Origin of the sequence: Aeromicrobium sp. Root344 (assembly GCF_001425755.1) — a bacterium.
Taxonomy (GTDB): Bacteria; Actinomycetota; Actinomycetes; order Propionibacteriales; family Nocardioidaceae; genus Aeromicrobium.
Genome location: NZ_LMDH01000001.1, coordinates 2,150,973 through 2,170,805 on the forward strand (window position 1 = coordinate 2,150,973; position 19,833 = coordinate 2,170,805).

Genomic DNA, 19,833 nt, shown 5'->3' on the forward strand with positions numbered 1-19,833 from the left:
ATCGGTCGGCCCGAAAGGTGGGATCGGCGACCCGCGTCCGAGTTCCGCTCAGGGTGTGGCCGACAGGTCTTGCACCGATTGCCGGATCTGGAGCTGCAGGATCTCGTCGGACCCACGGACCTCAGTTCCGGATTCAGTGATCAGGGCGGCGAGTCGCTGAACCTCGACGCCGAGGCCGAATCCGACGGAGCTGAGCGGCGGCCGGGTCATCCGAGTGAAGCAGGAGTCGTCCACGCCGATCAGTGAGACATCCTCTGGCACGGCGATTCCGGCTCCGTGGGCAGCCATCAGGATGGAGAGGGCCACCTCGTCGTTGTAGGCACATATCCCGGTGACCCGATCCCGTGCCGCAGAGATGACCCATGTGGCGAGGCGGGCGCCGCCGTTGTCGACGTCGCGGTACTCGATGAGATCCGCATTTCGTCGCTGCGCCTCCTCGCGCGCCCCTTCGAGGCGAGGTTCGCTGAACCAATCCAGGTTCCGGTCGTGCGGAAGGACGTAGGCCACCGACGCGTGCCCGCGATCCACGAGAGCCGCGACCTGCAGTCGGCCGATGTCCGACTGTCGTAGCCCGGCAAGGTCTGGCCGGCCAGGCACGTCGCCCATGAACGCGACGAGTGAAATGCCGCGGGCTTCAGCGTAGGAGACCTCGATCTCGCTCAGGTCGCACATGGCGACGATCGTCGTCGGCGTGAGGGCGCCAAGCACCTGGCTCAGATCGTCGTCGGGCCTTCGCTGATGAGCCAGCATCGTCAACCCGGAGTCCGCGAGGCGTGCACTGAGGCTCTCGAGCAGGACGCCGAGCGGCCCGGTGATGGGCCAGTCAGGAAGGAGGCACAGCACGACGTCACTGTGACCCATTTTCAGGGCTCTGGCCTCAGGTAACGGCGCGTACCCGAGCGCCTCGGCGGCTGTCAGGACGCGGCGGCGGGTCTCCTCCGGGATCGCGCTGTTGGGTCGATCATTGAGGACGAAGCTCACGGTCGTACGCGAGACGCCAGCCGCCTCGGCGACGTCCTTGCCGCTGACCTTGCGGTGCTGCCTTGGGGGCACGGCACGCCCTTCTGCTCGATGCAGCCTTGCCAGACTGCATGTCCCAGACTACATTGCTGACACGAGTTACTAACTCGTATCGTCGTTGTCGGCCAGATGCGGTGAAGGAGTCCGATGCCCGAGATGATCAAGAAGGACGGGGGCGTCACCTTCTTCGATGCTCGCGGTCCGCTCGACGGCACGCCCGTCGTGCTCATCGAGGGTCTCGGCGCCCATCTGCACGGATGGCGTGATGGGTTCTGTCAGTCATTGCTCGATGAAGGATTTCGAGTCATTCGGTTCGACAACCGAGATGTGGGTCTCTCGCAGCACTACCCCGACCAAACGTACGGACTGGGCGACATGGCCGATGACGTGCATGAGCTCATCGAGCACCTCGGCGCTGGACCTGTTCACATCGTCGGTCAGTCCCTGGGCGGCATGCTGGCTCAGCATCTCGTGACGCGTCACCCGCACGACGTGGCGAGCATGGCGCTGCTCTACACCGCGACTTCGGCTCGGCATCTCGCGGGATCTGACCGCGGTGTCGAGACCCTGCAAGCCGTCCGACATGCCTCGAGTCGCGATGAGGCGATCGAGGTGCACATCGAGCAGGAGCGCACCTGTGCGTCGAGGAGCTACTCGTTCGACGAGGCATGGAAGCGCGAGCTGGGTGGGCTGATGTGGGATCGCTGCTACGACCCGGATGGGGTCGTCCGACAGGCCCGCGCCTTGTTCGGTGACACGATGGATCTTGCGGGTATCGCCGCGGTAGCAGTGCCGACACTCCTGATCCACGGCACCAGCGACCGGCTGATTGCCGAGACCGGATCGATCGAGCTGCACGAGCTGATCCGCGACAGTGAGCTGTGGCTGGTCGACGGAATGGGTCATGACCTTCCGCGAGAGCTCTGGCCCGAGATCACCAACCGCATTCTGGCAAACATCCAGCGTGCTCGGGTACTCTAGCCAGTACAACATACAGGCTTGTGGGCTCCATAAAAGTCTCACGGTCCGACTCAGGAGGCCCGTTGACGAACGCAGCGAATCGCGTCGGCTCATCTGCCATTCGGACCCCTCGTCGCCGATCCGTCGACAACGGCCGGCAGGAGGAGTTGTTGCGTGACGTCGCCGAGATCTTCTTCCAGGAGGGCTTCACCAGCGTCGGCGTGGACGACCTCTCGAAGCGTCTCCGCTGTTCGAAGGCAACCCTCTACGCGATCGCTGGCTCCAAGGAACAGCTCGTCCTGAGGATCACCAAGCGCTTCTTCGCCTCATCGGCCGCCAAGATCGAAGAGGCGATCGCCGTGGAGAATGACTCGAGGAAGTTGATTCAGCGATACCTGGAGGGCGTCGGTGAAGCAATGGGCTCGATGTCCCCCCGCTTCTATGAGGACATGATTTCCTACAAGCCGACAGCTGACGTCTATTCCGACAACGCGGCAACGGCAACCAAGCGTGTCCGCGAATTCATCGCAGCCGGCGTCGAGGATGGATATTTCCGTCAGGTGCACGGCGTCTTCGCAGCTCAGCTCGTCGGCCTCGCGATCGAGGGGATCCACTCCGGTCAGCTTCTCGAAGGCTCGGACTTGACGCCTGGGCAGGCCTTTTCCGAGCTCGGCGACCTGATCCTGAACGGCCTGCAGACCACGGACTGACGTCGATCAGTGGGGTGGATTGGAATAGTTCGTACTCTTGTGCGGAACAAGAGACACTCATATAGTACCCATGTACGTACCCACTGTTTGCGACGTCAGCCCCGGCCGGTCGCAGTCTCGAAAGAAGACACATGACCACGAAATCGCGCGTCGAGTTCGATGTACCGGTACCGATGAGAGATGGCACCGTTCTTCGCGCGGACGTGTATCGGCCCGACGAGGAGGGCGAGTTCCCGGTACTCCTGCATCGCACCCCGTATGGGAAGCGGAACGTCGCCCTCTTGTTGGACATCTGGACCGCGAACGCTCGCGGCTACGTCGTGATTCACCAAGACACCCGTGGACGGTTCGCCTCCGAGGGCGACTGGATGCCGTGGGAGCATGAGCGGGCTGACGGCTTCGACTCCGTGGCGTGGGCGGCAGACCTTCCGTACAGCACCGGTGATGTCGGCATGATCGGCGGCAGCTACACGGGCAGCACGCAGTGGAGCGCGGCCATTGCCGGGGCTCCCGCGTTGCGTGCGATCGCGCCGATGGTCACGTGGCGAGACCCGCTTGACGGCCTCTTTCAGCGTGGGGGCGCACTCGAGCTCGGCCTCAGCGTTCCGTGGACCCTCCTGACCGGCGCAGCCCACCTGCCCCGGCAGCATGAGGGTGAAGATCTCGCTGCCGCGAGCCGAACGTTGCTCTCGGACTTCGACGAGCTCGCGAGCCGCGCATACTGGGAGCTGCCGTCGGGCGCGATGCCCGCGATCGCACGGTATGCAGGCCCAGACCTGGGCTCTGAGCGAGTGCTCAAGGAGCCTCACACCGTGGAGTTCAGCCGCATCGCCGGGCAGGACGCCGAGGTCAACGTCCCGTCGCTGAACTTCGCGGGCTGGTACGACATCTTCCTGCAGGGTTCGCTCGACAACTACGAAGCCATGGCGGCCAAGGGTGTGCCGGCCCAGCTGGTTGTCGGTCCCTGGTCGCATGAGTCCATCAGCGGCGTCGCGCTCGGCAAGACGGGCGATGTCAACTTCGGTCTCACCTCGTCCCCGATGATGGTTCAGGGACACACGAACACCACCGAGCTTCAGCTCGGGTGGTTCGACCGTTGGTTGAAGCCGTCTGACAGCGGCGAGCTCGATCAGCTTCCGGTCAAGATCTTCGTGATGGGAAAGAACGTCTGGCGAGATGAGTCCGAATGGCCGCTCGGCCGGGCGGTCGAGACGCCCTGGTACCTGCATCCTGACGGTCACCTCGACCAAGGGACACCTCCGGAGGGCGACGAGGGCGACGAGTACGACTTCGACCCGAGCGATCCGGTCATCACCCGAGGCGGGACGCTGGTCATGGTTCCGGAGTTTCCAGCCGGCCCATTCGACCAGAGTGTCGCCGAGCAGAGAGACGATGTGCTCGTCTACACAACGGAACCCCTTGACGCCGATCTGGAGGTCACCGGACGGGTTCGCGTTCGGCTCTGGGCGGCCACAGATGGTCCGAGCACGGACTGGGTCGTACGACTGTGCGACGTCGATGAAGCTGGTGTCTCCCGCAACATCGCCGACGGCATCCTTCGGGTGACGACCCGGCCCGGCGAGGCTGCCGAACACGACATCGACCTGTGGTCGACCAGCAACGTCTTCCTGGCAGGGCACCGAATCCGCGTGCACGTGACGTCGAGCAACTTCCCTCGCTGGGATCGCAATCCCAATACGGGTGAGAAGCCCGAGGAGGCCACGACCTTCCGCGTGGCGCACCAAACGATCTTCCGTGACGCGGTGCGGCCCTCGCGGATCATCCTGCCGGTCGTGCCGTCATGACCTCATCTGTTGCTGGAGCAACCCTGCATCCACGCGCTGCAGAGATCCTGTCGGAGTTCGGCTCTCCGGCGGCGTCGGCTGCATGGCTGCTGTGCGATCGTCATCCCGCCGAGGGGATCGCCTTTCGATTCATCCGTGAGGACCTCTCGGAGGAGGTCATGACGTACGGCGATCTCAAGGATCGGTCGCAGCGAGCAGCTGCCGTCCTCGTGAGCCATGGGGTCCAGGCAGGCGATCGTGTCGCGAGCCTGTTGGGCAAGGGGCCTGAGCTGCCGGTGCTGATCCTGGGGATCTGGCGACTGGGCGCCGTCTACGTGCCGCTGTTCACAGCCTTCGCGGCGACCACGGTGGCTGATCGCGTCGCCGAATCCGAGGCGCGCGTCATCGTCACCGATTCATCCCAGCTGGCCAAGACTTTCGGGCTTCCTTGCACAGTGCTGCTCGCCCACGTGGAGGAGTCCACCGACGTTCCGCCAGGCGTGCACAACTTCACGGCAGAGCTCGAGGCTCAGCCGAACGTCACACTCGCGGAACCTGTTGGCGGGCCCGAGGCGCCGATCGTGCACATGTTCACGTCCGGAACGACGGGCAAGCCGAAGGCTGTGGTGCACCCGCTGGGCTACGCGGCGGGCTGGCAGTCGTACCTCGAGCTGGCACTTGCACCGGGCGAGAACTTCTGGTGCGCAGCCGATCCCGGCTGGGCGTACGGACTCTATGTGGCCATCGTCGGGCCGCTGGCGACGGGGATCCCGAGCATCATGACCTGCGGTACGTTCAAGCCGGAGCTGACCTGGGAGGTGTTGCGGGCCGTCAACGTCACTGACTTCGCCGCGGCACCCACGGTCTATCGCGCACTGCGCGCGGCGGACCCCGGCCATGAGCTCCCCAGCCTCCGCCAGCTGTCGAGTGCTGGCGAGCCGCTCACGCCCGAGGTCGGTGCCTGGACCCGGTACCGGTTCGATGCTGACGTCCACGACCACTTCGGTCAGACCGAGGTCGGAATGCCAGCCGGTTTCGCACATCATCCGGATCTGCGCACGGAACCGGTCCCGAGCGCCATGGGAAGCGCATTGCCGGGCTGGACGTTGGCCGTACTGAAGCCTGACAGCGAGCAGGTCGCTGCGATCGACGAGGTCGGACGGCTGGCCGTCGATGTCCACGCCAGCCCGTACCTGACATTCACCGGGTATGGCGTGCAGCGAGACGTTCTCGGGGGCAAGTTCACCGGAGATGGTCGCTACTACCTGAGCGGAGACCTGGCCTCAGTCGACATCGACGGACTGATGCACTTCTCGTCGCGCGATGACGACGTCATCCTCATGGCCGGCTATCGCATCGGCCCGTTCGACGTCGAGAGCGTCCTGCTCACCCACTCTGCAGTCGCGGAGGTCGCGGTTGTCGCCAGCCCCGACGAGGTGAGGGGTGAGGTCATCCACGCGTTTGTCGTACGTGCGGCGCCCGGACGCCTCGATGATGAGTTGGCGGCGCTGCTCACGGCCGAGCTGCAGGACTGGGTCAAGGAGAACTACGGCGCTCACGCGTACCCGCGGCGCATCAGCTTCGTCGAGGCGCTGCCCAAGACACCCAGCGGCAAGGTGCAGCGCTCGGTCCTGCGGAACCAGCTCGCTCTCGCGCAGAACCCGCCCGAATGACGCGCGAGCTTCTGGTGGAGGGCCTTGCCCTGTCACCTTTGGTCGGCACGACCGTGCCTCATACGGCCCAGGTATGGACACTGAATCGGCCGGAGTCGAGAAACTCCCTCAACCCGGCGCTGGTCGATGCCCTTCACGACGCGCTCCGAAAGGCTGAGGCCGACGGAACACAGGTGGTCGTCATCGCCGGCAACGGACTCAGTTTTTGCGCGGGTGCCGATCTCCGCTTCCTTCAATCTCACGATGCCTCAAAGGGCGAGACGCCGCGCGAGTTGTTGGAGAGCATCTGGAACCTCACGATCGCGATGGAGCAGTCTCCCATTGCCTTCGTGGCGGCGCTCCACGGGCACGCGGTTGCCGGCGGACTTGAGCTCGCGCTCGCCTGTGACGTGGTGATCGCGGCTGCCGACACTCGGATTGGCGACGGGCACGTGACCAACAACCTCATCCCGGGCGGCGGGGCCAGCGCGAGACTTGAACGAGCGATCGGGCGCGGCCCGTCTGCGTGGCTTGCATTGACCGGGGAGCTGTTGCCCGCCACCGACCAGGTGTTTGTCACCTGGTTGAAGCGCGTCGTGCCCGCCAGCGAGCTCTCATTCGAATACTCCACGGTTGCCGAGGCCCTCGTCCGGGCGTCGCCGGTGGCCAGCTCGACGTACAAGCAGCTGTTGCACCGTCATGTTCCGGCTCCCTCTGCAGCTGACCGTGACGCTGAGCTCGATGCGTTCGTCGAGCACTGGATCGACCAGAACCTCTCCGAGACGCTTCGAGTGCTGCTCGACAAGAATGGAAAGGCGTCGTGATGGACAGTCGTTTCACTGGGCAGGTCGTATTGGTGACCGGTGGCGCTCAAGGTCTGGGCCGCGCGATGGTCGAGCGCTTCGCGTCTGAGGGGGCGTCCGTTCATTTCGCCGACCTCAACGACCAGGTGGCGCAGGAGGTCGTCGCATCGCACCCGGATGCGATCTCGTACGACCGCGTCGATGTGTCCGACCCGGCTGCCGCCCGGATCTGGGTCGACCGGGTTGCCGGCGATAAGGGGCGGATCGACGTCCTCGTCAACAATGCCGGTGTGATCCGCGACAACCGCGTCGAGAACATCACTGTCGAGGACTGGCGGGCCGTCATGGCGGTCAGTCTCGACGCTGCGTTCTACTGCTCCCAAGCTGCTTTCGCGCACATGAAGACGCGCTCATACGGCCGCGTGCTCTCCTTCTCGTCGATGAGCTGGCGAGGGAACTTCGGGCAGCTCAACTACGTCGCCGCGAAGGCGGGAGTCGTGGGCTTCACGCGCGGCTTTGCGTTGGAGGGCGCCAAGCATGGCGTGACAGCGAACGCCATTGCGCCAGGACTGATCGAGACCCCCATGCTCGCCTCGATGAATGACCGGGCCAGGGAGAAGCTCGTCGCCAAGGTTCCACTCGGCACGACCGGCGCACCGTCCGACATCGCAACAGCCGCTGCATTTCTGTGCTCGGCTGAAGCCGGCTACATCACGGGCGTCGTGCTCGACGTCGACGGCGGCATCGGCATCGGCTCGTCGATCCGCTGACTCGGCGTCTGGACCATGCGACCGGACGGTCAGCGGGCGAGGTCGCGGGCGATGACGAGGCGCTGGATCTGGTTGGTGCCCTCGAAGATCTGCATGACCTTGGCCTCGCGCATGTAGCGCTCGACCGGGAAGTCGCGGGTGTAGCCGGCGCCGCCGAACACCTGCACGGCGTCGGTGGTGACCTTCATGGCGTTGTCGGTGCACACCAGCTTGGCGATCGACGCCTGCCGGGAGAACTTCTGTCCGGCGTCCTTCATCCGGGCCGCCGCCAGATAGGTCGCCCGCGCCGACTCGACCGCGGCGGACATGTCGGCGAGCACGAAGCCCAGCCCTTGATGGTCGATGATCGCCTTGCCGAACGTCTGGCGATCCTTGGCGTACGCGATCGCGGCGTCCAGGGCACCCTGCGCCAGTCCGGTCGCGACGGCGGCGATGCCCAGGCGTCCCGAGTCCAGGCCCGCCAGGGCGATCGGCAGGCCCTGGCCCTCGTCGCCGAGCCGGCGCTCGGCCGGGATGCGGACGTCATCGAACAGCATCGTCGCGGTGGTCGAGCCCATCAGGCCCATCTTCTGCTCCGGGTGGTCCGCGGTCAGCCCCGGTGTGTCCGCCGGCACGAGGAAGCAGGAGATCCCGCGACCGCCATCGTCGGACGTACGAGCCATGACCTTGTAGAAGTCGGCCTTGCCGCCGTGCGTGGTCCACGCCTTCGCACCGTTGAGCACGTACGAGTCGCCGTCGCGGACCGCACGTGTCCTCATCGCCGCCGGGTCCGATCCCGCGTGCGCCTCCGACAGGCAGTACGCCCCGAGCTGCTCACCCGACAGCATCTCGGGCAGCCACTGCTTGCGCTGCTCGTCGGTGCCGGCGGTGAACAGCCCGAAGCACGACAACGCGTGCACGCTGACGCCCACGCCGACCGACGCCGACACCGCTGCGATCTCCTCCAGAACCTGCAGGTAGACCTCGTACGGCTGGCCGCCCCCGCCGAACTCCTCGGGATAGGGCAGCGACAGCAGGCCGGCGCGGCCCAGAGTCCGGAACACCTCGCGCGGGAACTCCCCCGACGCCTCGATCTGCGCGACCTTGGGTGCCAGCTCCTTGGCGACGATGTCGCGGGTCAACGCGATCAGGTCGGAGGCTTCCTCGGACGGCATCAGACGAGTGGCAGGCATGGACTTCCTCGGTCGATCTCGATGGACCTAGACGACGGACTTGAGCTCGGGAAACTGGTCGTCTCGCCACTCGCGGGGTGCTGATTGCCCCGAATCCGCGAGCTCCTGTTCGCGCCCGCGTAGCTCGACTCGGCGAATCTTCCCGGAGATGGTCTTCGGCAGCTCGTAGAACTCCACCCGGCGCACCCGGAGATAGGGCGGCAGCTTCTCGCGAGCGTGCTTCAGGATCTCGAAGGCAGTCTCCTCGTTGGCTTCGTACCCGTGCGCCAAGGCGATGTAGGCCTTGGGAACGGCAAGGCGGACAGGATCTGGCGCGGGGACGACGGCCGCCTCTGCCACGGCGGGGTGCTCGATCAATACGCTCTCGAGCTCGAACGGACTGACCTTGTAGTCCGACGCCTTGAAGACGTCGTCGGTTCGCCCGACATACGTGATGTAGCCGTCTTCATCGCGGTTCGCGACGTCTCCGGTGTGATAGAGCCCGTTCACCATCGCCTCGGCATTGCGCTCCGCATCACCCAAGTAGCCGGTCATCAACGGCAGCGGGCGTCCTCCGGGCCCCTCGAGTTCCAGGCAGATCTCGCCTTCTGTGCCGGGCCTGTCGACTCGCTCTCCCGACACGGGGTCGACGAGTACGACAGGCACGCCGGGCAGTGGCTTGCCCATTGACCCAGGCTTCACTGAAACGCCCGGGCTGTTGCCGACAGCTGCCGTCGTCTCCGTCTGACCGAATCCGTCACGAAGGGTCAGCCCCCACGCATCGCGCACTCTGGAGATCACTTCTGGGTTGAGCGGCTCGCCGGCCCCGATGACCTCTCGCAATGCGGGCGGGCGGTCACCCATCTGGCTGCCGATCAGCATGCGCCAGACGGTCGGCGGAGCGCAGAAGGTGGAGACCTCGCTGGTCCTCAGCTGGTTCATCAACGCTGCAGGCTCGAAGCGGTCGTAGTTGTAGACGAAGATCGTTGCCTCGGCGATCCACGGTGCGAAGAAGCACGACCATGCGTGCTTGGCCCAACCGGGTGACGAGATGTTCAGGTGAGTGTCGCCCGGGCGAAGGCCCAACCAGTACATCGTCGTGAGGTGGCCCACGGGGTAGGAGACCTGCGTGTGCTCCACAAGCTTCGGGCGGCTCGTGGTGCCCGATGTGAAATAGAGCAAGAGACGATCGTCTGGTGCCGTTCCGGGATGCGGCAAAGGTGAGTCATCGAATGACCGGCCGGCGCACAGGTCCAGCCAGCCGTCCTGCGGTCCCACCGCGATGCGCGTGTAGTCGCCGACGAGGTCAGCGAACTTCGGTGTGTCCTCGACATTGCAGATGACATGCTTCGCGTCGCCGCGGGTGATCCGATCGGTCAGTTCTGCCGGTCCGACCGCAGTCGTGGTGGGCATGATGACGGCACCGAGCTTCATCAGCGACAGCATCGACTCCCACAGCTCGACCTGGTTGCCGAGCATGACGATGACTGAGTCACCGTGTTGGATCCCCTGTGCGCTGAACCATCGCCCTATCGCGTTGGTCCGTCGGCGCATCTCGTCGAATGACACGCGGTCCTCAGACCCGTCCGTCTCTGCGATCACGAGGGCCGGACCGTCGTTGCCGAGCGCTATCTGGTCGAACCAGTCGATGGCCCAGTTGAAGGTTGGTCCAACATCCGGCCATGCGAAGTCGCTTATCGCGGACTCGTAGTCGCCAGCGAGGTCGACGAGCTGGTCACGAGCGGCGCGATAGTTCTCGAAGTTGGTGGACATCCGCACAGTCTGCGCCACACCCGGGTGCAAATGGACCCCCGAATGGGGGTGGCCGTCGTCGCCTCGGTGAGCTAGCTGCCGAGTACAGCTAGCGGTTGCTGATGAGACCGTACGATCGGGCCGCGGAAACGGCGGCTGTGCGGTTGCTCGCGTCCAGCTTCCGCATCGCGGATCCAAGGTACGACTTGACGGTCTCGCTCCCGATGCCGAGCTCAGCGGCAATGACCAGGTTGGTGGCACCGATCGCAGCGAGCTCCAGCACTTCCGCCTCACGTACGGTCAGCGTCGGCGCCAGGATTCGCAGTTCGGACGCCTCAGAGCCGCTGAGCTCTCGATGTACGCGGACGAGCCGATTTCGCAAGAACTCGTCGTCCGTGTCGCGAATGATGGCCGCGAGCTCCGTCAGGGCATCGGTCTTAAGAGGCGGACGATGACCAAACCTCGCCGCCATACGCTCCTCCACGTCGCGGCCGAGCAGATCTGCCACCACCTCCGCAGCCCGAAGGGAACGATCGCCGATCGGGCCGCGGTCGCGGACTGCGCCGTAGATGATGCCCTCGACTCTGCCATGACGATGACGGGAACGGCAACGATGGAGGTGAGGTGCTCCTGGTCGACCACGATGCGGTCATAGTCGTGAGTGATGGTGCTGGCCGACGCATAGTCATCGACGCGCCGAGTCTCGCCCAGGCTCAGAACGGCTCCACCCAGTCCTGCGCCGGGACGTACGACCAATGTGCTGAGCGAGTTGCCCACCGTCCCGGACAGCCGACTGATGACCAGCCTGTTGCCAGCGCGATCGCGCCGTCGAGTGCCTCCGAAAACGACTGGCAGTCCACTCACGCGCTGCAATCGATCGAGGCGTTCGGGCAGCAGCTCGTCGATGATGCCGCACGCCGCGCTGATGTCACTCATGCCCTCGGCCGCCTTTCCTTTGCCATCAGCGTGGACCCCCGGTTCAAGCCTTCACGCGCGGCAGCCTGAGACTCGGCTCGGCAGCCACACAGTGGTCCAACTCACACGTGTTAGTGCTGCGACGCTACGTCATGGCTGCCGGGGAAACAAGGTCGATGCCGACGCGCGGAGATGTCAATTCATTCCTCACGCGCCCTACCGCCAGTGGGCGTCTTCCAGGCGGCTGCGACGGTGATCGAGTCCCGGCTCGCGCTGACGTCGTGTACTCGTACGCAGGCGATACCGGCGGCAGCAGCGAATGCGGTTACCGCGGCCGTGAGGTGATCCCGCTCGGCGGGCAGGGGTAGGGCGGCGCTTGGCGAGGCTGCGGCCCGACCGAGAAAGGACTTTCGCGAGGCACCGATCAGCACTGGTTGACCGAGGTCGAGGATGCGGTCCAAGCCGCGCAGCAGCGTCCAGTTGTGTTCGGCGTCCTTCGCGAAGCCAAGGCCAGGATCCAGCACGAGTCGGCCCGGTTTGATTCCGCTGTCGACCAGGGCCTCCATGCGGCGCGTGAGCGCGTCGCGGACGTCTTCGACGACATCGTCGTAGGAGGTGTGCTGTTGCATGTGAACGCTGTGCGCCCGCCAGTGCATCGCGACGTAGGTCGCTTCGGTCTCGGCGACGCTGCGAGCCATGTCCGGGTCGGCGAGGCCGCCGCTGACGTCGTTGACGACTGTAGCTCCGGCCTCGATGGCAGCGGCGGCGACATGTGCGCGCATCGTGTCGATGCTGACTTCCACGCCTGATGCTGCGAGCGCCCTGACAACCGGCAGTACCCGGCGCAGCTCCTCGTGCGCCGGGACCCGTATGGCACCGGGCCGAGTGGACTCGCCTCCCACGTCGACGAGGTCCGCGCCCGACCGTGACATCGCGAGGCCGTGATCAATGGCCTTGTCGAGGGCGAGGTATCGCCGACCGTCGGAGAAGGAGTCGGGTGTGACGTTGAGGATCCCCATGACGAGGCATCGGCCGCCCGCAGACCCGGGGAAGGGTGGCGCGACCGGGGACCGGCTGGCCACCTCGGCGGGCGCGAGCTGGAGTGTCGGGTCCATCGGGCCGCCTTCGGGGTGTGGTGTCGGATCGGGGGATCGGTCAGCCGAGGGAGCGCTCTGCGGCCTCGACGACGTTCGACATCAGCAACGCCACCGTCATCGGACCGACACCGCCGGGGTTCGGCGAGATCCATCCGGCCACCTCGGCAACGTCCGGATGGACGTCGCCGTGGACACGCTGACGTCCGGTTTCAGGATCGAGCTCGCGGGTGACGCCCACGTCCACGACCGCAGCCCCGGGGGATACGTCAGCGGGGCCGACCAGATGCTTCACGCCGGCGGCTGCCACGATCACGTCCGCCGCGCGCAGGTGTCGATGCAGGTCGACGGTGGCGGTATGGGTCAACGTCACGGTTGCGTTGATGTCGCGGCGGGTGAGCAGCAAGCCGATCGAGCGGCCGACCGTCACTCCTCGACCCACGACTGTGACGTGCTTGCCGGAAAGGTCGTAGCCGTTTCGCTCCAACAGCTCGATGACCCCGCGCGGCGTGCATGGTTGCGGTGTTGTTGCGGGCTGGCCGACGTTGAGCAGCAGTCGCCCGAGGTTGGTGGGGTGAAGCCCGTCGGCGTCCTTGGCGGGATCGATCCTCGCAAGGATGGCGTCGGTGTCCACGTGGTCTGGCAGGGGTAGCTGCACGATGTAGCCGTCGCAGGCCGGATCGCCGTTCAGCTCGTCTAGCACGTCCTCGACCTGTCGCTGCGTGGCGTTCGCAGGCAGTTCTCGTTGTATGGAGTGCATGCCGATCGACTGGCATTGCCGGTGCTTCATGGAGACGTACAGCTGGGAGGCGGGATCATCGCCGACCAGCACGGTCGCGATCCCCACCGACACGCCGCGGGCAGCGAGGGCCGCAACCCTGAGGCGCAGGTCCTCGGTGATCCCGGCGGCCGTTTCGACGCCGTCCAACGTGCGTGCGGTCATGTGATCCGTGCTCCCTGTCGTCGGCGGTGCAGCACGTAGGCTCGGCGAAGAACCGAACCTACGTGCAACGTCAATTGGTCGTGTGTCACTTGCCGGTCTTGATGACCTTCTCGTAGTACGGCGACGGCGCGACCCGCACTCGGATGGGCCGGACCTCGTGCGCGTCGACGGTCGGACGCTGCGTGTCGGGCTCGCCCCACTGCAGGACGAGCTCGGTTCCGGGCACAGCAACGGACAGATCCACCAGGGCCGTGGACACGAGGCGGTTGGCGTTCGCTGTGAACGATGCCCACTGGGACACGCCGACATTCTCGTCGCCCTTGAGGATCGAGTCCGACTCGAAGGTTGCGTACATCGGAGTCGGCAGCGCAAGAAAGCGCGGCCGAGGGCCGGCGTCAAAGAGGGAGCCACTGATGATTGCTGCGACGTCCTCGTCGTTCCACTCCAGCGTCACCTTGGTGCGTCGCTGTTCGGCTGCCTTCGCCTTGAGGGCGTCGCGCCCGACGAAGTCGCGGTCCCAGTCGACCAAGCGGCCGTAGCCGACCTCTATCGGGTCGACGTAGTAGTCCTCGATGTCGGAGGACACCAAGCTGCCGCCCAATGACGCGATCGACTCGAGGAAGTAGTTGTTGAGCCACTCGCGGTACGGGCGCATTCGCTCGTCGCCGTAGATGGCGGGCAAGGGCATCGGCATCCAGCCGGATTCCTGAGCCGTCGTCGAGTACGCCAAGGCGCCGACCTTCCGCAGACCGTGCTGGGCCCCGATGCGCTCGAGCTCGGCGCGTACGGCCTCCTGGTCGTCCCATGCACCGTAGATCTCGAACCCCGGCGTCCCCGCCATCCCGTGGCGCAGGGCGCGGACGGACTTGCCGGCGATGGTCAGTTCACCGATGCCGAAGAATGACACCTCGGGAACCGAGCCCTTGTTCGCCTCGGCCACGAGATCCAGCGCCTGCGGTCCCTGGATCTGGACCCGGAACACGTCGCGCGATTCCTGGCGGACCGACCAGTTGTCGTTCTTCTCCGCGGACACGTCGTGATCGGTCGACTCAGCGTTGAACAGGAGCCAATCACTGGCGAAGGGTGCGCCCACGACGCGGTAGAAATCGTCCTCCTCGTGGAAAATGATCGCGTCGGCAATGAGGTTTCCATCTGGTGCTGCCAGGACCAGCTGCTTACCTCGGCCAACGGGAAACACATCCAGCTTGTTGACGGCAAGTTCCTTGAGGAATGGGATGACACCCGATCCGCGCAGGTGGAGCTCGGTCATGTGGTACGACTGCTCCAGAAGGGCCACGCCGTCCTTCCATGCGCGCACCTCGTCACGCCAGTTGGTGAACTCTGGTGGGATCCCGGGGAACTGGTATGGCCCCAGTGCCGAGCTGCGCAGCAGGGGCACGGGCCCGCCGGCCTCATCGATCATGGACTGCAGGCTCGTCACAGCTGGGGCGTCGTTGCTCATCGTTCGTCCGATCGTCGTTCGTTCGCGGATCGCGCCGTCGCGTCCGGATCGCTGTGTCGGCTCCGTCGTGGACCGATTACTGCGATACCGAGAAGTATTCGGAATCTGGTCCGAATGTCAAGGGTCACCTCCATGACCATTGACAGGACGTCGTAGTACTGGTGTACTGCCGGGCATGTGAATACCGGTCAGTATCTGAATCTGGATTCGGCCGGGCTCAGCGCAGGCAACGAGAGACCTACGCGGGCACCGAAACTGTGGAGGCGATCCCCATGCGTGCACGTAGGTCCCAAGTTCTGGTCGTGTCGTTGGCCCTGGCGGCAGCGATGGGGCTCGCCGGGTGTTCTGCCGGCGACAGCTCCTCAGGAAGCTCGAAAGGCTCCTCTAAGGTGTCCTACCCAGACGCTGACGGAAAGTGCTCGGCGCAGCCGGCCAAGGGCGTCAACCACGACGCTGCGAAGTCCCTCATCTCGACCTTCGAGGAGAAGGCGACCAGCCTGCCGGTCACGTCGCCGCTCCCGAAGCCGATCGACCCCGGCACGACGGTTGCCTACCTCGACAACGGCACTCCGGTGGCCTCGATCATCTGGGGCAGCCTGAAGCAGGCGGGCAAGGTGGCCGGCGTGCAGCTGCAGCGGGTCGACACCGGAACCGATGCCCAGAGCATCAACGCCGCGGTGGGCACAGTGGCCGACGACGCCCCCGACATCCTGATCGCGGCCGCGGTGGACGCGACGTTCTTCCGCAGCCAGCTCGCTGCGCTGAAGAAGGCTGGTACCACCGTCGTGTACGCGGGCTCGACCAACGCGGACAAGTTCGGGCTGCTGGACTCCCAGTCCGGTCACGGTGCGTCAGAGGTCAACGGGAAGGTGCTGGCCGCCGCAGCGATCACCTTCACATGCGGCACCGGGACCCACTTCGTGTTCTACAACATCCCGGAGTTCTCCTTCTCTGGGGTACAGCTGGACGCCGCGAAGGCCTATCTGGCCAAGAACTGCCCTGACTGCTCGCTGCGAGTCGTCGACATCCCCGTCGCCACGATGGACACGACGGCCAGCGACGCGATCATCAGTGACCTCCAGGCGCACCCCGACACCGACTTCTTCATCTCCCCGGCCGACCAGATGCAGATCGGTCTGAAGGCGAAGATGGATCTCGCCGGCATCGATGTGCCGGGCATGGGGCAGTCCTCGCTGCCGCCCAACATCGAGCAGATCGCCAAGGGGTTGCAGGTCGCCGGTTACGCGGTCGATTACAACGAATACACCTGGCTGATGCTCGACGAGGGCCTTCGCCGCAGCCAAGGGGTCACGGTCACGTACGACGACTGGGAGCCGTGGGTCAAGGCGATCTCGCGAGTTCTGACCAAGAAGTCGGCAGCGGAGTACCCCAAGGGCTTTGTCGCCTACCCGGGCATGCGGGCCGACTTCGCCAAGCTGTGGGGCAAGGGATGACCACTGCCTCTCCGGAGTCGCCGGCGGGGGGCGGGCCGCATGCGGTCCGCCTCCTGCGGGTCACCGACCTCGTCAGGGACTTTCCCGGCCTCCGCGCGCTCGACGGCGTCTCTGTTGAGATTGCCAGCGGCGAGATCGTCGCGATCGTCGGGCACAACGGGTCAGGCAAGTCCACGCTCGTCAAGATCCTGGCGGGCGTGGACGCGGCTGACGGTGGCCGGGTCGAGCTCGCTGAGCACGAGGGGACGAGGACCGAGCTGCACGTCATCCACCAGGACCTGGGGCTGGTGTCGGAGCTCACCGCTGTCGAGAACCTCAGGCTTGCGCCCGACCCCAGCCGATCGAGGCTGGCACCTCATCACCGGTCTCGCGAGCGCGACCACGCCCAGACCCTGATCTCCCGCTTCGGGATACCATTTGAGGTCGATGTGCCGATCGCGCGGCTGGCGCCGGCTCAACGTTCCGTCGTCGCCATCGCCCGGGCCTTGGACGGGTGGAAGCACGATCGGAACGTGCTGATCCTCGACGAACCCACCGAAGCTCTGCACGCCAACGAGGTCGACGTCCTGTTTGGGGCCGTGCGCCGCGCGGCCGCGACCGGGGCAGGCGTCTTGTTCATCTCCCACCGGCTCGACGAGGTCCTCGAGCTCGCCGATCGTGTGATCGTGCTGCGCAACGGCCGCAAGGTCGCAGACCTGCCGACCCGCGACCTGGACCACGAGACTCTGGTCACGCACGTCACCGGATCCGACCTGCACCATCGTCCAGAATCCGGCCCGAAACGCGTGCTCGGAAAAATCGCTCTCGACATCGTGGGGCTGACGGGGCCGCATGTCCACGGGTTCGACCTGGCCCTGCGCGAAGGGGAGGTCGTCGGCGTCGCCGGGGTGCTCGGGTCTGGCCGAGACACGCTGCCGTCGTTGGTGTTCGGGGCCGTTCCCGCATCAGCTGAATCGTTCCGCGTGGCCGGTCGGGACTACCTCAGGCGATCGCCCCGGGAGAGCGTGCGACGAGGGGTCGCCTTCGTCGCCGGTGACCGGGTCACTCTCGGCGCCGTAGCCACGATGAACGCTCGGGAGAACATGACATTGCCGGATCTCCGCCCGTTCACGGGCCGATTCGGAGCGCTGCGGCGTCGTGCCGAGCGGGCGACCGCAGGCGACCTGGCCCGAAGATACGACGTACGCCCCCCGGCACCTGAGCAGCGGTTCGCACAGTTCAGCGGTGGCAACCAGCAGAAGATCGTCTTCGCGAAATGGCTGCGCAACGAACCGCGCGTCCTGCTGCTCGAGGAGCCGACCCAGGGCGTGGACATCGGCGCGAAGCAGTTCATTTACAGCGAGATCGATGCCGCGGCATCGAGGGGAATGGCCGTCCTGGTCTGCTCCTCAGACGCCAAGGAACTGGTCCGCCTGTGCGACCGCGTCGCGGTGATGCGCAACGGAGAGGTGGTCAACGAGCTGTCCGGAGAAGGACTCACCGAGTCCGCACTGGTGGCCGAGGGATACGGCCTCACGACCACGATCACCCCTAACCGAGGAGCTCCACATGTCCAGCACTGATTCGATCGCCACGCGGTGGCGTCGCGCCCTGTCATTCCGGAACATCAGCGCCATCTATATCTTCATCGTCATCTTCGCGACGTTCTCGATCGTGACCCCTGAGACCTTTCTCCAGGAGGGAGTGTGGCGCACGTTGCTCGACGCCCAGGCGATTACCGTCATCGCCGCGATCGGTGTGATGATCCCCCTGACCACGGGCTCCTTCAACCTAGCCATCGGCGCTGAGATCGGATTCGCCGGAATACTGGTGGCGGTGCTGCAGGTGAAGCAGGACATGCCGTTCATCGTTGCCATCTCCCTCACCCTCCTGGCGGGGGCGTTCATCGGCCTGGTCTCCGGACTGATCATCACCAAAGGGCGGATCGACTCTTTCGTGGCCACCCTCGGTCTCAGCTCCATCCTGCTGGCCGGACTGGCATGGATGTCCTCGAGCAAGCAGGTGATCGGTCTGCAGGACGGATTCCGTGAGATCGCCACCAGTACGTACTTCGGCATCACGGTCCCGACGTATCTCATGGTCGTGCTCGCCTTGGTGGTCTGGTACGTGTTGGAGCGAACTCCCGTAGGTCGTCGGATGTATGCCGCCGGGTACAACCCCGCCGGTGCACGCCTGGCGGGGGTGAACGTGGTCGTGCTGCGCATCAGTGCGCTGGTCGCAGGCGGGATCATCGCGGCAATGGCGGGGGTGCTGCTGACCTCGCGTCTCAACACGGGGGAACCGACCGTGGGGCCGGGGCTGCTGCTGCCCGCCTTGACCGCGGTCTTCCTGGGGTCCACGCAGCTCGCAGGCGGTCGGTTCAACGTCTGGGGAACCGTGCTCGCGGTCTACGTCCTGGCGACTGGCATCAAGGGACTCCAGCTTGTCGGCGCCCAGCCCTGGATCAGTGACCTGTTCAACGGCGTCGCGCTCCTGAGCGCCGTCGGCCTGTCACAGTGGGAGAAGACGGCTGCTCGTACGGCCGCCGTGCGACGCGCGCTGCCGTTCACGCGGCAGGGTGACGATACCGAGCCGCCGGCCGAGCCGGGCGATCGGTCGCCATCAGTCGTCGCCCACCGCTGACCGGGGTCGACGCGCGTTTGACAGTCGCAAAGACTATCCTGACTTCAGATACCAATCCGTTCACTCGGGAGTACGAAGGTACCTTTCGGGTGCCGGCGGAGCTGGTGTGAGATCAAGGAGACGAAGGTATGCGACTGACCCGTGAACAGAGCCAGGCACTGACGCGCGAGCGCATTCTCGAAGCGGCGGGCGATGTCGTGGCTCGGGACGGCTTTGACGGAGCCTCGGTTGAGAAGATCGCCGAGACGGCGGGCTACTCGAAGGGCGCGTTCTACTCGAACTTCGCCTCGAAGGAGGATGTGCTCGACCACCTTCTCGAGGGGCAGACCGGCAAGGTCGTCGCTGAGCTTGAGGCGAGACTGGCCGAAGCGCAGACTCCCACGGACGTGATCGACGCCGTTGCTCGATGGAGCGACGAGCGCGCTGCCGAGATGAAGTGGGGTCTCATCGCCATCGAGTACCTCCGCAGGCTCCGACGCGAGAATGCCCTCGAACAGCACCACCGCGATGTCTTCATCAGCCAGTGGCGCGAGGTTGGGACGCTGTTGTTGGCGGCCCTGTTTCCGGGCCAGCCTGAGCCGATCGACCCACTCGACCTCGGAGGTCTGGTGCTCGACCTGACGTTCGGAGGCATCGCTACCTTCCTCGAGGCCAACAGCTCCGGGCAGATGCTGCGCCACGTGCTCGAGGCGCTTGTGGAGGCCCACACCGCACCCGCGTCTCGCTGACACGCTGCCCCGT

The 19,833-nt window shown here is 65.5% G+C and carries 18 protein-coding genes; 11 read left to right on the top strand and 7 right to left on the bottom strand.

Annotation, left to right across the window (positions count from 1 at the left end):
- Positions 1-48: 48 nt before the first annotated feature.
- Positions 49-1,053 carry a LacI family DNA-binding transcriptional regulator gene (locus ASC61_RS10525; RefSeq protein WP_056211661.1) on the bottom strand — a complete coding sequence of 335 codons (1,005 nt, stop codon included), beginning with the start codon at positions 1,051-1,053 and terminating at the stop codon, positions 49-51.
- 114 nt (positions 1,054-1,167) lie between these two features.
- Here ASC61_RS10525 and ASC61_RS10530 point away from each other — a divergent pair, with 114 nt between their 5' ends.
- From ASC61_RS10530 to ASC61_RS10555, 6 genes are all read left to right on the top strand, one after another.
- Positions 1,168-2,001 (top strand): alpha/beta fold hydrolase, encoded by an 834-nt coding sequence (locus ASC61_RS10530; protein WP_056211662.1) that lies wholly within the window; start codon positions 1,168-1,170, stop codon positions 1,999-2,001.
- Between the two features lie 62 nt (positions 2,002-2,063).
- Positions 2,064-2,690: a TetR/AcrR family transcriptional regulator gene (locus tag ASC61_RS10535; RefSeq protein ID WP_056211664.1), complete on the top strand. Its 627-nt coding sequence runs from the start codon at positions 2,064-2,066 to the stop codon at positions 2,688-2,690.
- 173 nt (positions 2,691-2,863) lie between these two features.
- Positions 2,864-4,495, top strand: a complete 1,632-nt coding sequence (locus tag ASC61_RS10540) for a CocE/NonD family hydrolase (RefSeq protein WP_235503615.1) — start codon at positions 2,864-2,866, stop codon at positions 4,493-4,495.
- Positions 4,492-6,147: an AMP-binding protein gene (locus ASC61_RS10545; RefSeq protein WP_056211669.1), complete on the top strand. Its 1,656-nt coding sequence runs from the start codon at positions 4,492-4,494 to the stop codon at positions 6,145-6,147. Before ASC61_RS10540 ends, ASC61_RS10545 begins: the two co-directional genes overlap by 4 nt.
- Positions 6,144-6,950, top strand: a complete 807-nt coding sequence (locus ASC61_RS10550; protein ID WP_056211670.1) for an enoyl-CoA hydratase/isomerase family protein — start codon at positions 6,144-6,146, stop codon at positions 6,948-6,950. Before ASC61_RS10545 ends, ASC61_RS10550 begins: the two co-directional genes overlap by 4 nt.
- Positions 6,950-7,699 carry an SDR family NAD(P)-dependent oxidoreductase gene (locus ASC61_RS10555; RefSeq protein ID WP_056211672.1) on the top strand — a complete coding sequence of 250 codons (750 nt, stop codon included), beginning with the start codon at positions 6,950-6,952 and terminating at the stop codon, positions 7,697-7,699. The genes ASC61_RS10550 and ASC61_RS10555 overlap by 1 nt, the downstream gene beginning before the upstream one ends.
- A gap of 29 nt (positions 7,700-7,728) precedes the next feature.
- Here ASC61_RS10555 and ASC61_RS10560 read toward each other — a convergent pair whose 3' ends face one another.
- The 3 genes from ASC61_RS10560 to ASC61_RS10570 all read right to left on the bottom strand — a co-directional run bounded on the left by ASC61_RS10560 (position 7,729) and on the right by ASC61_RS10570 (position 11,110).
- Positions 7,729-8,871, bottom strand: coding sequence for an acyl-CoA dehydrogenase family protein (locus tag ASC61_RS10560; protein ID WP_056211674.1), 1,143 nt, complete (start codon positions 8,869-8,871; stop codon positions 7,729-7,731).
- Positions 8,872-8,898: 27 nt separating this feature from the next.
- Positions 8,899-10,623 carry an AMP-binding protein gene (locus ASC61_RS10565; protein ID WP_056211676.1) on the bottom strand — a complete coding sequence of 575 codons (1,725 nt, stop codon included), beginning with the start codon at positions 10,621-10,623 and terminating at the stop codon, positions 8,899-8,901.
- 88 nt (positions 10,624-10,711) lie between these two features.
- Positions 10,712-11,110: a helix-turn-helix transcriptional regulator gene (locus ASC61_RS10570; RefSeq protein ID WP_157439449.1), complete on the bottom strand. Its 399-nt coding sequence runs from the start codon at positions 11,108-11,110 to the stop codon at positions 10,712-10,714.
- A 116-nt stretch (positions 11,111-11,226) separates the two neighbouring features.
- On the opposite strand from ASC61_RS10570, the gene ASC61_RS19395 reads away from it, so the two are divergent.
- Complete coding sequence (locus ASC61_RS19395) at positions 11,227-11,607, top strand: hypothetical protein (protein WP_082530596.1); 381 nt, start codon at positions 11,227-11,229, stop codon at positions 11,605-11,607.
- A gap of 110 nt (positions 11,608-11,717) precedes the next feature.
- On the opposite strand, the gene folP is transcribed toward ASC61_RS19395, so the two are convergent.
- From folP to ASC61_RS10590, 3 genes are all read right to left on the bottom strand, one after another.
- A complete protein-coding gene (gene folP, locus ASC61_RS10580; protein ID WP_056215555.1) occupies positions 11,718-12,536 on the bottom strand; it encodes a dihydropteroate synthase in 819 nt (272 codons plus the stop codon).
- 136 nt (positions 12,537-12,672) lie between these two features.
- Positions 12,673-13,554, bottom strand: coding sequence for a bifunctional methylenetetrahydrofolate dehydrogenase/methenyltetrahydrofolate cyclohydrolase (locus ASC61_RS10585; RefSeq protein WP_056211683.1), 882 nt, complete (start codon positions 13,552-13,554; stop codon positions 12,673-12,675).
- 85 nt (positions 13,555-13,639) lie between these two features.
- A complete protein-coding gene (locus tag ASC61_RS10590; RefSeq protein ID WP_056211685.1) occupies positions 13,640-15,016 on the bottom strand; it encodes an aminomethyltransferase family protein in 1,377 nt (458 codons plus the stop codon).
- A 389-nt stretch (positions 15,017-15,405) separates the two neighbouring features.
- On the opposite strand from ASC61_RS10590, the gene ASC61_RS10595 reads away from it, so the two are divergent.
- The 4 genes from ASC61_RS10595 (at position 15,406) to ASC61_RS10610 (ending at position 19,820) form a co-directional block, all read left to right on the top strand.
- Positions 15,406-16,470, top strand: a complete 1,065-nt coding sequence (locus tag ASC61_RS10595) for a sugar ABC transporter substrate-binding protein (RefSeq protein WP_056211687.1) — start codon at positions 15,406-15,408, stop codon at positions 16,468-16,470.
- Positions 16,467-18,032 carry a sugar ABC transporter ATP-binding protein gene (locus ASC61_RS10600; protein WP_056211688.1) on the top strand — a complete coding sequence of 522 codons (1,566 nt, stop codon included), beginning with the start codon at positions 16,467-16,469 and terminating at the stop codon, positions 18,030-18,032. Before ASC61_RS10595 ends, ASC61_RS10600 begins: the two co-directional genes overlap by 4 nt.
- Positions 18,019-19,092: an ABC transporter permease gene (locus ASC61_RS10605; protein ID WP_056211690.1), complete on the top strand. Its 1,074-nt coding sequence runs from the start codon at positions 18,019-18,021 to the stop codon at positions 19,090-19,092. The genes ASC61_RS10600 and ASC61_RS10605 overlap by 14 nt, the downstream gene beginning before the upstream one ends.
- 128 nt (positions 19,093-19,220) lie before the next feature.
- Positions 19,221-19,820, top strand: a complete 600-nt coding sequence (locus tag ASC61_RS10610) for a TetR/AcrR family transcriptional regulator (RefSeq protein WP_056211692.1) — start codon at positions 19,221-19,223, stop codon at positions 19,818-19,820.
- Positions 19,821-19,833: the final 13 nt, after the last annotated feature.